The sequence below is a fragment of the bacterium genome (genome assembly GCA_021372615.1).
Lineage (GTDB): Bacteria > Armatimonadota > Zipacnadia > Zipacnadales > UBA11051 > JAJFUB01.
In genome coordinates, this window is sequence record JAJFUB010000104.1 from 1 (window position 1) to 12,236 (window position 12,236).

Consider the following 12,236-nt stretch of genomic DNA (forward strand, 5'->3'; position numbering starts at 1 on the left):
GTACGAAGGCCTGCACTTCGTCGTGGGCGAATAGCTTCATGACCGAGGCTCCTGAGCAGATAGGGTGATCTGGACAATCTCCTATTCGCGCTCAAGCCTCGGTTCCTTTCTTTCCGGCAAGACTAAGTGGGTAAGAGCCAGCCCCGCCGGCCAGCAGACGACCGCGCGCGTGTGCTACGACGACCGCTTCCTGTACGTGGCCTTCGAGTGCAAGGAGAGCGAGCCGCAGACGATCGTCAATCTCGTGGCTGACAATGGCGGGGAAGTGTGGCGGGATGACTCGGTGGAGGTCTTCGCCGACCCGGGCCTCAAGCGCCGCAATGTGCTGCACTGGATCGCCAATAGCGCCGGGAAGCAGACCCCGGCGCAGGGGTGGGAGGTCGCTACGCAACGCACCGCAACCGGCTGGACCGCCGAGATGGCGCTGCCGCTCTCTGGGTTACTCGCCCAGCCCGGCGACATGTGGGGGCTGAACCTGTGCCGCACCCGCCCGTCGCGGCCGCAGCAGGAGCCGGAGTTCAGTTGCTGGGCCAACCTCACCGGTGGCTTCGCGCAGGCCGACAAGTTCGGGGTGCTGATCTTCGGCGAGCAGAAGCGATAGAGTCAAGCAGGGCAGGCGAGGCCGCCTGCCCTGCTCCCCTAGCTATCGTGAATGGCATCAGGTCCGCGAGCCCGTATCAGCGGCTGCAGGCCTCCGCACCCATGACTTGCAGCGGGACCTCGACGATGGTCGGCTGGCCGGAGGCGAAGCCCTCTTCGACGGCAGCCGTGATCTGCTCGGGGGTCTCTACGCGCACCCCGCGCCCGCCGAGGCCCTCGACCGCCCGGACCCAGTCCAGCTTGCCCAGCCGGCTGGCCGCGCACGGACGCCCCGCCGCCTCCTGACCGCACACGACGATCCCCCACGCCTCGTCATTCGCCAGCACTGTCACGAACGGCAGGCCGTGCCGCACGGCCGACTGGAACTCCGGCAGGCAGAAGCCCAGCGAGCCGTCGCCGGTGATCAGCAGCACGCGGCGGTCCGGCCACGCCAGCTTCGCCGCCATCGCCCCCGGCACGCCCATGCCGATCACGCCGCTGGCGCCGCAGGTCAGCAGGCGCTCGGGGTAGCGGTTGGGCAGCAGGATCTTGTGTGCCCACTGGCCGATGTTCCCGCCATCCAGGACGAGTGCGGTGCTGTCGGTGAAGCAGGGACGCAGGGCCTGCGCCAGGTCCCAGCCAGTCATGACGCCCGGCGCGGTCGCGGGGCGCTGCTCCCACCGGGCGTAGAAGTCGCCCGCGACTTGCTGCGCCTCGGCCAGCCAGGCCTCGTGCCCCCCGCCGGTGTACGCGGCGGCAAGCTGCGCCAAGACCGTGGCCGGATCGCCCAGGAGGGCGGCGTCGGGCTCGATGGCCTGGTGAAGCTGCCCGGGATCTACGTCCACGCGCACGACCTTCAGGTCGGCACACAGCGGGGGCCGGTCCAGATAGCGGGTGCGGTAGTCCACGGCTGCCCCGGCGATGAGCATCAGGTCGGCCCGCGGCTGCAAGTCCGGCTCGCCACTGGCCCCGCCGATGACACCCATGAACAGATCGGAGGGCTCGTTGATGACGCCGCGATCCCAGATCGGCGTGACGATGGGCGCGCCCACGCGCCGGGCAAAGGCCTCCAGCGCCGCGCCGCCGTCGGCGTAGAATACGCCGCTGCCGGCAACGATCAGGGGCTTCTCAGCTTGGGCGACCAGCGCGGCCGCCTCGGCGACTGCCGCGTCGGCCGCCGCGGCCTGGTTGCAGGCCACGCCCCGCGCCCCGAGGGCCGGTCCGGCCAGGGACGGGGTGAACTCCCCCTCCAGGGCGTCGCGCGGGATGGTCAGGTGCACCGGGCCGGGGCGGCCCGAGGTCGCGGCCGCGATAGCCTCGTGCAGCGCCTGCGGAACGCGCTGCGGGTCCGTGACCAGCTCGGTGTACTTGCACAGCGAGGCGCATAGCGCGATGTGGTCGCAGTCCTGGAAGGTGCCGCGCCGCATGTGCGAGGACGAGCTGTGGCCGGTGATGAGCAGGAAAGGCGCGCCGTCGAACCACGCGTTCATCAGCCCCGCCATAGCGTTGATGTGGGCGATGGCGCTGGACACCACGCACACGCCGATCTTGCGGGTGAGCTTGCCGTAGGCCTCGGCCAGGTAGCTGCCTGCCTGCTCGTTGCGCACATCCACCATGCGCAGGCCGGCCTCGTGGGCGGCAGTGATGATGGCCTCGGTGCCATTGCCGCACAGGAGGGAGATGAACTCCACCCCACGCTCCTGCAGGCCTTTGATCAGTGCGTCTGCTCCATTCATGTCTTGCTCCCTTGAGTCTAGCGAACGACTTCCACCTTCACCGTGTGCTTCACCGGCTCGACGGCCGCGGATGAGGCGGCGGCCAACTCCTGGTCGCGCGCGATGGCCTTGGCGGCGATGCGGTCCAGGGCCGGGCCCTCCTCGGGCGCCAGGTCACGGTAGGCGGGCATCATGTGCAGAATCGTCTTGGTCAGTGGCGTCTCGAAGTTCTGCTGCGCGCGGATGGCCTGCTCGGCCTTCTGGAAGGGCTGACAGAAGGGGTTATCGAGGAAGTCGGCAGCCAGGTTGATGCCCCGGGCCAGGTCAGCCCCGGTGAACTCCTTGCTGGCTTCACCCCAGGTTACCTTGTAGCGCGCGGCGGCGTCCGCGCCCTTCACCACGAGCATCAGGCGGTTCAGGTCCTGGTTGAAGGGGAGGAACTCGATGATGCCCTTCGTGGCGCCCGGACTGGTCGGGTCCCCGAAGAAGCAGAACGGGTAGCGGGTGCTCTCCATCTCCACCGCGCCGCCGGCACACGAGAGCACCTTGTGCCCCTCGGTCGCCTCCGCCTTGTTGCCGGCAAGGTCCAGCGTAATGGTGCCGATGTCGCCCGTGCAGCCCAGGGCCTTGAGGAAGGCGTAGGCCATGACAAGCTGACCATTGGCCGACGGGTGGACGCCATCGGGCCCCGCCACGTGATAGGCCGGGCCATACTTGGCCTTCGCCCTGGCCATGACATCCATCATCGGCCCATGCACATCGGCGAAGACGACGTTCTCCTCGGTAGCGACTTCGCGGCCGAGGTCGCCCAGCTTGCCCAGCGTCACGTTGTACACTTCCGCCGCCTGGCCGCCGCCGCGGAAGGTGCTGCTGTCCACGCAGCCGGGCGAGCCGATCACGATCAGCCGCACCCCGGCCTTGCGCAGACCGGCCACGATGTTCTTGTGCGTGTCGCGGTACAGCTTCCCGCGGTTCGGATCAAAGGGGCCATAGCCACCGTCGTTCATGCCGTAGCAGGTGGTCACAACGGTCGGCTTGAGGGCCAGCACGTCACGCTCCATGCGCGGCAGGAAGCCGTGGGCCACTTCGCCGCCCCAGCCGGCCTGCATCACGCGCATCTTGGCGGCGGGCTGGCACATCAGCATGTAGTCCTCGATGAACACCGAGTACTGCTTCTGCTCGGTGATGGAGTCCCCGCACACGGCCACGAAGTCGTTGGCCTGCAGCGACGCCACGGGGGCGTTCTGGGCCAGGGCACAACCGGCGGCGAGGAGCAGCACGGCCACGGCGACGGCAGAGCGAAGCGAGAGTCTCATGGTGGTCCTCCAGGTTCTGACGCTATCATCGTCTCTGAGCGAGGCCATCGCTGGCCAGACTGTAGGGCGGGGGCTTGTACCCCGCCCCGACTACCGATACCCGAACGGCCGGCGGGGTACAAGCCCCCTGAGACCGCGAGCGGTCTCTACGCTCTAAAACGGCCCTACGTCGACAGCCGCTCCTGCAGCGCGGCCAGCAGCCCGTCGGGCGGGTCGCAGGGCAAGTCTATGGGGCGCGACTGCAGCGCGCTCATGTAGATCCCCAGGATGACGTTGAACTGGTCCAGCGAGCGCTCCAGGCGGGTCGGGTGGGGCGAGGCGTCGTCCAGCAGCCAGTCGAACACGGCCTCGGTCAGCCGCCCCTGTGCCAGGTCGTCCTCGGTGCCGTAGTCATGCGTGCCACTCTCGTAGCCGCCTGCCACGGTGCGCCGCTCCCAGCTACCCATGGTCCAGTGCACGAAGCCCTCGTCGCCGTAGAGGGCGATGCGCTTGTGGGCGTAGGGCACTTCCAGCCGGTCCGTCGCGTACGGGGCGGCCGTGCCGCACACGAGCATTCCGTGCGAGCCGTTGGCGAAGTTCAGCGAGGCGGTGCACATGCCGGGGGAGGGCTGCCGCGACTCGATGGGGCCGGCGTCGGCCACCTGCCCGAACACGCGCGTGAACGGGTCGAAGCCGTTGTAGCTGTGGGCCAGCTCGAGCACGTGGACGCCCTGGTCCAGCGGCGTCGAGCGCGCGCTGGCATCCACGAACCGCACCTTCCCGATGCGCCCCTCGGACACGTCGCGCTTCAGCTCCAGGTTGCGGGCATGGAAGTGCAACTGCGTGTTCACGCAGAAGCGTGTCTGCGAGGTCACGCTCAGCTCCCGCAGCTTGCGGTAGTCTTCGCCTTGCAGCGCGATGGGCTTCTCGACGATGGCGGCGGGCACGTTGTGCGCGGCGGCCAGCGTCATCAGCTCCACCCGCAGCGAGGGGAGGGTCACGATGTGCAGCACGTCCGGCTGCACGGTGTCGAGCATCTCGTGGACATCGGCATAGCGGTCGCTGATGCCGAACTCGTCGCCGAAGTCATTGCGGCGCTTTTCGTCCAGGTCGCACACGGCCACCATCTGGCCGCGCGTGACGGTCGCATAGCCCCGTGCATGGCCTCGCGCGCGGGGTCCACAGCCCAGAAAGGCACACTTGAACATGACAGACTCCCTCTCGTGCTGGATGCGATGAAACGGCTCCTCACCCCTACCCCTCTCCCTCGCCCGCCTTCGCCCTGCGGGCTACGGCGGGCTCCGGAGAGGGGCCGTCGGATGACGCTCTGTGCCTGCGGAGCCACAGCCTGATCTCACAGGACTCCCCTCTCCGGAGCGCAGCGGAGCGGAGCGAGGGAGAGGGGCAGGGGGTGAGGACGCCGTTCTACCTACTGCACCATTCCCCGGTACGGCGCCGCCATCTCGAACGTCCCCTGCCATGCGGGCGTCGGCAAGTCCAGCGCCCAGTGCACGGCGTTGACACACACGCGCTGCAGCTGCTCCACCGCGAAGTCCTCCGGGTGCCCCAGCGTGGTGAAGAAGGCGCGGCCCCCGTACTTGTTCTGCCAGGCCCACGCCACGGGGTTGTCGGGCGCCGGGATGCGGGGCGCCAGGGCGTGGCCCATCAGAAGCTGCGTGGCATCGCTCGGCGGCCACTTGGGCAGCACGTGGTAGAGCCACGAGCGGACGTGGAAAGTCCCGGACACACCCGTGAGGATCGGGTGGCTCGCCGCCTCGGGGACCACCGTGACATCGGTTGTGGACTGGTGCCCGTAGTGGGTGTGGCCGTCCACGCCCCAGCCCGGCGGGGCCCCGAAGGTGTCGCCCGCCCAACTGTTCCAGCGCTCCTGCGGATCGCCCTCGGGATAGCGGAAGCCGTGCGAGGTGGTGCGGAAGCCCATGACGGGCTTACCGGCCTGCAGATACGCCTCGATGTGGGCGATCTGCTCGGGAGGCAGCCGCCGCCAGCGCAGGTAGAAGACGGCCAGGTCGGCGCTGTCCAGCGCTTCGAGGCCGGGGATGTCCTCCTCGGCGTTCTGGTCGGGGAAGGACTTCAGCATGGTGGTGGCGAGGCCGTAGTGGCGCTCCAGTTCGGCGGCCAACTTCGGCAGCGTCATCTCGCCCCCATACTCATGGTCGCCGGCGACAAACACGACATGCGGTGTAGACATGCTCGGGGTCTCCACATTGGTTGACGGTCGGTTGGGCCTGTCTCAGTTCGCCCCGGCGGAGGCAACTCCTTTGTCCGCAGGGGCGGGGAGCGGGAACATCGGGGGCCGTGCCAGGCCTTCATCTCCCCGAGGCACGCTGCCGCCTACAGGGAGAGTGCGCCGTGAAGAAGGCCAACCTCGTCCTGCGGTGTCTCGACGCCGCAGTGCTGCTGGTGCTCATCTGGCTGCTGTTGTGGGGGAAGCTGTTCCCGTTCTCGCCGGTGCTTCCGGGCTTCATCCGGCATGAGCTGGCGCACACCGTGGTCTACGTGCAGAGGGGCGCGGACTTCCGCGAGTATGAGACCGTGGACGCCTGCGTGCCGCCGGTGGAGGCCTTCCACGAGCTACGGTTCGTGCGCAAGCCCCGGCTCTTCGTGTTCCGCGACCGCCAGAGCTACCTGCAGCGGTCGCCCTCGCGCGCCCGGTTCTGTGCCTTCCCGGGCGGCAGTCTCGTCATCTCCCCCTGGGCGCTGGAGGAGGCCCGACAGGGGCAGATCTCGCTGGACATCTACCTGCGCCATGAGCTGTCCCACACGCTGGTCTTCCAGCACGCCGGCCTGCTCCGGGCCATCCGGTACCCGCGGTGGCTGCTGGAGGGTCTCGCCACCTACAGCGCCCACCAGATGGGCACGTCCTTCTACCCGAGCCAGGCGGAGACATACGCAGCGATTCGGCAGGGCAACTTCGTGCCCCCGGAGGACTTCGCGACGCGTCGCGAGGACCGCATCCCGCTCCAGGTGCAGTTCCGCAAGGGCTTCATCTACTCGGAGTTCGCCTGCCTCGTGGACTACCTGGTCGAGCAGTATGGCAGGGACCGTCTGCTGGCCTACGTGAACGCCCTGATGCGCGACAGCAACAACGCCCGGGTGTTCCGCGGCATCTACGGCGTGGACTTCCCCGCCGCAGTGGCGCAGTTCCGCGAGGCGGCAAGCACCCCGAAGCCCAGGGGTCTGTCCCCGAAGACGTCGCGCAGCGACGGCGCAGGGGGCTGACCCCGCGGCGGACGAAGGGATTGCCCGGCCGGTGGCGAAGACTGGCCGCTGTCGCGCCTTCCCCAACCAGAAAGGAACACCAACCATGTCGAAGCTGGGCGTCGGTTTCATCGGCTGTGGCGGCATTCACAACGCGCACGCGCCGCATCTGGCCACCAATGACCGGGCGTACGTCGCCTGCGTGATGGACGTGAACCCCGAGGCGTGTAAGGCCCACTGTGAGAAGTACGGCACGGAGAACTGGACGACCGATGTGGACGAGCTGCTCGCCCGCGACGACGTGAACGCGGTCGTCATCTGCACTCCCACCGGCCTGCACAAGGACTACGTGCTCAAGGCCGCCGCCGCCGGCAAGCAGATCTTCTGCGAAAAGCCCATGGCGATGAACGTGGCCGACTGCGAGACGATGGACGCGGCCTGCAAGCAGGCCGGCGTCGTGCTGCAGATCGGCTTCGTGCGGCACTTCTGCAACGAGTGGCTGAAGCTGCGGGAGATCATCCAGTCCGGCATGATCGGCCGGCCAGTGGTCTGGCGCTCCGTCAGCGGCGGCTCGGGCGCGCCGACCCCGTGGTTCTTCGACAAGGAGCTGGGCGGCGGCCCGTTCATTGACGGCGCTGTCCACAGCTACGACTGGGCGCGCTACATCTTCGGCGAAGCCACCAATGTCGTCACCGACATCCGCAAGCTGAAGGCCGACACGACCGCGTGGGACACCGGCACGGTCATCGTCAACTTCGCCAGTGGCGATCAGCAGCTCGTCATCTGGTCGTGGGGCCTGCCGGGCTTCGGCGGCAAGGTGAAGGCCGACAGCGCCCATGATGTGCTCGGGCCGCTGGGCTCGATCACCTTCCCGGGCGGCAACAAGCTGCAGGTGAACCTGGAGGACGGCGAGCACGAGGTGGAGTACGAGGCCGACGGCGGCAGCGAGTGGTTCCGCAAGCAGATGGAGAGCTTCCTGGACTGCTGCCTCAGCGGCACGGCGCCCATCGCCGGGGCCAAGGAAGGCATCGAGGCCACGCGCATCGCCGCGGCGGCCCTCAGCGTCGGCGACAAGCCGGCGATCATCGAGCTGTAGCGCAGGGGGATTCACGGAACGAGAGCCGCGGGGTGTCGGGCGCAGCCCGACGGGGCCCCGCGACGCCATGCAGTTGTAGCGGGCAGCACCGCCAGCCCCGCTGGCTGTGCTGCCCCGTTGAGGCACTGACGGAGGGGCCGGCGCCGACGCATGAGGTGCCGGCCGTTCGTTTGTCTGCGCTGTGACGGAGGTTGTCGGATGTCGCGCATCGAGTCTGTGTTGGTCGTGCTGGCCGCTTTGACGGCCATGTGGGCGGTTCCGGCGGCCGCTGCCGAGACGCCGTTGGGGCCGTTGCCGGACAATCTCCTGTCGGACGACGGGACGGTGTTCCCGGCGCGGGTCGCCGTGGACGGTGGGGGCTTCGTCCTGGTGTCGGATTTGAGCAACCGCACGCTGTGGCGCGTGTCGGATGACGGCCGCCACCTCGCCGCGATCGCCGCCCTGCCCGGGGGGAAGTACAGCGTCTGGCTCGACGGCCGCCTCGGCCTGGCTTACGACGCCATCAAGGACCTGGCCTTCAGCCCCCACGCGGGGATCGTCAGCTACGCGGCCCGCAAGGGCGCGCAGTGGGTCGTGGTGGTGGACGGGCAGGAGAGCCCGCCGTACGACGAGCCGTCGCTGAACCACCACTTCCGCGTCTACAGCGAGGACGGCCGGCAGGTCGCCGTGCCGGTGCAACGGGGCGGCCAGTGGACCATGCTGCGCAACGCCCGGCCGGTGGACCAGCCTGTAGCGGGGGTGGACGAGGCGTGCGCGGAGTTCAGCACCGATGGCTACCGCCGGGTGGTCGGCTCCTGCCGGGCGCTGTTCAGCCCGGACGGCAAGCGCCTGGCCTACGTGGCCCTTCGCGGTAAGCAGGCCTGCGTCGTGGTGGACGGCCACGAGGGCCCCGCATACGACGGCGTGAGCCTGCTGTCCTTCAGCGCCAACGGGGCGCGGCTCGGCTATGCCGGCCAGCGGGGGGAGCGGCAGGTCGTGTGCCTCGGCGAGAGGGTCTCCCCGGCCTATGACGCCGTCGAGGAGTTGGTGTTCAGCCCCGACGGCGCCCACTATGCCTATGCGGCGACGCGCGGGGAAGCATCCATGGTCGTGCGCGACGGCAAGGCAGGACCCGCCTACCCCTCCGTCGGCAACCTGGTCTTCAGCCCCGACGGCCTGCACCTGACCTACCTGGCGACCCGAGACGACAAGTCATGCGTGGTGAGCGATGGCAAGCCGGGGCCATGGTTCCCCGAGATCGGCATGGCGTACGCCTCCAGCGGCCTGCTTCCCACCTTCAGCGCCGACAGCAAGCAGCTCGCCTATCCCGTCACCGAGGAGAACGGCTACCGGCTCGTGGTCAACGGGCGGGTGGACCCGCTCTTCGCGCAGGTGGATGTGCCGTACCCGATCTTCACACCCGCCGGTCATGTCATCTACCTGGCCACCGGCGCGGACGACAGGCAGTGCGTGGTCGTGGACGGTCGGCCGGGCCCGTGGCATGAGCGCGCGCAGCATCTGACCCTCAGCCCTGACGGCCGGCGCTACGCCTACGTGGTCTGGGAGGGCAACCAGGAGCGAGTGGTGCTCGACGGGCAGGCGCAGCCGCTGCACGACCGTGTCTTTGGCCTGCAGTTCAGCGCCGACAGCCGGCAATTCGCGTACGGCGCCGAGACCAACGACCAGGCCTCCGTCATTCGCGGGGCGGAGGCGACGCTCGTCCCCGCCAACGACATCCTCGGACTGCGCTTCACGCCCGATCTGGCGCACTGGGCCTGCACGGGGACGCTGGACAACGACAAGCACGCCCTGGTGGTGGACGGGCGCCTGGCTGGCGTGTGCGAGCAGGTGACGCCGGGCCCCGTGACGCTCACTGAGGACGGCCGTGCGGAGGCCCTCGGGGTGCGCGCGGGGGCGCTCGTGCGGCTCAGCAACTGAGCGCGCCGGCGGGAAGCCAGCGGCAACCCAGGTGCGGCTGCGCGACGTATGAGTGTGCCGAGTCGCGGGGTGTTGGGCGCAGCCCGACGGGGCCCCGCGATGGCTTCCCACGGGGTCGTGGGGCCCGCCCGCTACGCGGGCACCCCACGACTCCGCTCATTCTACCCGACCGGTTCCGACGTCGCCACCGTGATGCACCGGAACTCCCCGCTGTTGTCGGTCGGGTCCCCCTCCCGGTGCGGGCGGCAGGCGCAGTAGAAGTGGTAGAGCACGCCGTCGCGCTTGATGACGGCCGGCTTGTGGGCGTGCGTGCTGTCCAGCGCGCCCTCGGGCCCGACCGTCAAGATCGGCTCGGGGTGTTGCTCCCAGTGGAGCAGGTCGTCGGAGAAGGCGATCCCCTCCTGCGCGTGTTTCCCATCGTAGCCGAAGTGGAACATCACCCACCGGCCCCCATGGCGCACGACGCACGGGTCGCTGCGGAAGCGGCTGTCCCAGGCGCCCGGCGTGGTGCGCAGCACCGGGTTGCCCGGGTGACGGGTCCACGTCTGCAGGTCGGGCGATGTCGCCAGCCCTGTCTGCTCCATCGCGTGGATGTCCTTGGCATTGTAGAAGCAGACGAAGAGCCCCTCGTGGTAGATGAGGCACTCCTTGTAGAGCCCGCCGCGCTCCCAGTCAGCGCCCGTCTCGGGCGTCAGAAAGGGCTCGGGCAGGCGCTGCCAAGTCATCAGGCTCTCGTCCTCGGTCCAGGCCAGCCCGAAGCGCGCCGGGCCGCTTTCGTAGCCCTCGCCCGGGTACGAGTGGTACGCCATCCAGTACTTCCCCTCCCACTGCCGCAGCGTGCGCGGGCCGTCCAGGGCGTTCTCGCACAGTAGCCACGTGCCGGCGGCGTTCGCGCTGTCCCAGCCATTGCCCTCGCCGCGCCTGAGAATGACGCCGAACTCCTCCCAGTGCAGCAGGTCCTCGCTGCGCGCCAGCGCGGTCTGGTAGCCCTGCCCGTCAAAGCCCACGAACGTCATATAATACGCGCCGGCGTGCTCGAACACGAACGGCACATCCACCGCGCGCTCGTCGAAGGCCCCCGGCTCGCCCGAGCCGGTGAGAACAGGGCGCCCCAGCTTGTGGGGCGTCAGGTATGGCGTCAGGTCGGTCATCACAGCACTTCCTCGGGTCGTGTCTCCGGGCAGTTCATCGCCGCGGCACGTCGGTCCTGCCGCAGGAAGGGCCTGCCGGCTCCGGCGGGGAATGACCCCGGCAGTTGGCCCCACCTTCACAGGAGAATCGAGTCACCATGAAGACATGGAAAGTAGGCATCGCCGGGCTGCGGCGCGGGCGGGGGTTCGTCTCGCTCTTCGCCGCCCATCCCCGGATGAACGTGACGGCGCTGTGCGACCTGAGCGAGAGCACGCTGGCCGATCTGGGCGGGGCGTTCAACCTGCCCGACTCGGCCCTCCACACCGACTATGACGCGTTCCTGGCCAGCGACATGGACATCGTCATGATCGCGACGCCGATCCGCTTCCACGCCCCGCAGACCATCGCGGCCCTGCAGTCCGGCCGGCACGTGATGTGCGAGCAGACGGCGGCCTACACCGTCGAGGACTGCGCGGCCATCGTGGACGCCGTCAAGCAGACCGGCAAGACGTACATGATGGCCGAGAACTACTGCTACTTCCACTATGTGCGGCAGTGGCAGAAGATCGTGCGCCAGGGCAAGCTGGGGCCGATCTTCTACGCCGAGGCCGAGTATGTCCACGAGATCGAGGACCTGCTCATCAACCCGGAGACGGGCGCATACTACTGGCGCCACGAGCGCCCGCCGATCTGGTACTGCGCCCACACCCTCGGGCCGCTGCTGACGCTCATGGAGGATCGCATCGTCGCCGCCTCGGGCAGCGCCGCAGGCTTCCACAAGCGCCCGGAGCAGTCCGACCATCTCGGCTTCCTGGACTTCCAGGTCGGGCTCTTCCGCACCGAGAAGGGCGCGGTCATCAAGATCGCCCGCAGTCAGGTTGCCCCGCGCTATCCCCACATGGTCTACTACTCGCTCTACGGCACGCAGGGCTATGTCGAGAACGGGCGCAATGGCAGCAATACGAACGGCTACCTGTGGATCGAGGGCGAGACGCGGGATGACCCCAACGGCCATCGCTGCGCGGAGGTCATCGAGTGCAACGTCGTGGACCCGGAGGCCCCCGAGGAGGCCAAGCACGGCGGCCACGGCACGTCCGAGTACTACATGATCCGCGACTTCCTCGATGCGCTGGAGAGCAACCGGCAGCCGCCGATTGACGTGATGCGCTCGATGGACTTCACGGTGCCCGGCATCATCGCCCACGAGTCCTCGATGAGCGATGGCAACTGGCGCGACGTGCCGCTGTTCGACTGGTGATGTAGGCCGTGGGTGCCGCGTCG

The 12,236-nt window shown here is 68.8% G+C and carries 10 protein-coding genes; 5 read left to right on the forward strand and 5 right to left on the reverse strand.

The features are described 5' to 3' along the window. The first annotated feature begins 64 nt into the window (after window positions 1–64). On the forward strand, window positions 65–601 hold the full coding sequence (locus LLH23_15925) for a hypothetical protein (protein ID MCE5239949.1): 537 nt from the start codon (window positions 65–67) through the stop codon (window positions 599–601). Window positions 602–677: 76 nt separating this feature from the next. Here the strand turns inward: LLH23_15925 and LLH23_15930 are convergent, their stop codons facing one another. The 4 genes from LLH23_15930 to LLH23_15945 all read right to left on the reverse strand — a co-directional run bounded on the left by LLH23_15930 (window position 678) and on the right by LLH23_15945 (window position 5,816). After that, the gene (locus tag LLH23_15930; protein MCE5239950.1) at window positions 678–2,315 is read right to left on the reverse strand and encodes a thiamine pyrophosphate-binding protein; all 1,638 of its coding nucleotides are present in this window, start codon (window positions 2,313–2,315) and stop codon (window positions 678–680) included. Between the two features lie 17 nt (window positions 2,316–2,332). Next, complete coding sequence (locus LLH23_15935; protein MCE5239951.1) at window positions 2,333–3,610, reverse strand: SGNH/GDSL hydrolase family protein; 1,278 nt, start codon at window positions 3,608–3,610, stop codon at window positions 2,333–2,335. A gap of 164 nt (window positions 3,611–3,774) precedes the next feature. Next, window positions 3,775–4,797, reverse strand: a complete 1,023-nt coding sequence (locus LLH23_15940) for a Gfo/Idh/MocA family oxidoreductase (protein MCE5239952.1) — start codon at window positions 4,795–4,797, stop codon at window positions 3,775–3,777. A gap of 221 nt (window positions 4,798–5,018) precedes the next feature. Beyond that, entirely contained in the window at window positions 5,019–5,816 is a 798-nt protein-coding gene (locus LLH23_15945; GenBank protein ID MCE5239953.1) for a ThuA domain-containing protein, read from the reverse strand. A 146-nt stretch (window positions 5,817–5,962) separates the two neighbouring features. Here LLH23_15945 and LLH23_15950 point away from each other — a divergent pair, with 146 nt between their 5' ends. The 3 genes from LLH23_15950 to LLH23_15960 all read left to right on the forward strand — a co-directional run bounded on the left by LLH23_15950 (window position 5,963) and on the right by LLH23_15960 (window position 9,824). After that, the gene (locus LLH23_15950; GenBank protein ID MCE5239954.1) at window positions 5,963–6,832 is read left to right on the forward strand and encodes a hypothetical protein; all 870 of its coding nucleotides are present in this window, start codon (window positions 5,963–5,965) and stop codon (window positions 6,830–6,832) included. A gap of 85 nt (window positions 6,833–6,917) precedes the next feature. Continuing rightward, on the forward strand, window positions 6,918–7,907 hold the full coding sequence (locus LLH23_15955) for a Gfo/Idh/MocA family oxidoreductase (GenBank protein MCE5239955.1): 990 nt from the start codon (window positions 6,918–6,920) through the stop codon (window positions 7,905–7,907). Window positions 7,908–8,105: 198 nt separating this feature from the next. Beyond that, on the forward strand, window positions 8,106–9,824 hold the full coding sequence (locus LLH23_15960) for a hypothetical protein (GenBank protein MCE5239956.1): 1,719 nt from the start codon (window positions 8,106–8,108) through the stop codon (window positions 9,822–9,824). Between the two features lie 161 nt (window positions 9,825–9,985). Here the strand turns inward: LLH23_15960 and LLH23_15965 are convergent, their stop codons facing one another. Beyond that, window positions 9,986–10,975 (reverse strand): hypothetical protein, encoded by a 990-nt coding sequence (locus tag LLH23_15965; GenBank protein ID MCE5239957.1) that lies wholly within the window; start codon window positions 10,973–10,975, stop codon window positions 9,986–9,988. A 137-nt stretch (window positions 10,976–11,112) separates the two neighbouring features. Between LLH23_15965 and LLH23_15970 the strand changes: the two genes are divergently transcribed. Then, window positions 11,113–12,213 carry a Gfo/Idh/MocA family oxidoreductase gene (locus LLH23_15970; protein MCE5239958.1) on the forward strand — a complete coding sequence of 367 codons (1,101 nt, stop codon included), beginning with the start codon at window positions 11,113–11,115 and terminating at the stop codon, window positions 12,211–12,213. Window positions 12,214–12,236: the final 23 nt, after the last annotated feature.

Coding starts and splice junctions, on each gene's coding strand:
- LLH23_15960 (MCE5239956.1), top strand. CDS start 8,106: ATGTCGCGCATCGAGTCTGTGTTGGTCGTGCTGGCCGCTTTGACGGCC.
- LLH23_15955 (MCE5239955.1), top strand. CDS start 6,918: ATGTCGAAGCTGGGCGTCGGTTTCATCGGCTGTGGCGGCATTCACAAC.
- LLH23_15965 (MCE5239957.1), bottom strand. CDS start 10,975: ATGACCGACCTGACGCCATACCTGACGCCCCACAAGCTGGGGCGCCCT.
- LLH23_15930 (MCE5239950.1), bottom strand. CDS start 2,315: ATGAATGGAGCAGACGCACTGATCAAAGGCCTGCAGGAGCGTGGGGTG.
- LLH23_15940 (MCE5239952.1), bottom strand. CDS start 4,797: ATGTTCAAGTGTGCCTTTCTGGGCTGTGGACCCCGCGCGCGAGGCCAT.
- LLH23_15970 (MCE5239958.1), top strand. CDS start 11,113: ATGAAGACATGGAAAGTAGGCATCGCCGGGCTGCGGCGCGGGCGGGGG.
- LLH23_15935 (MCE5239951.1), bottom strand. CDS start 3,610: ATGAGACTCTCGCTTCGCTCTGCCGTCGCCGTGGCCGTGCTGCTCCTC.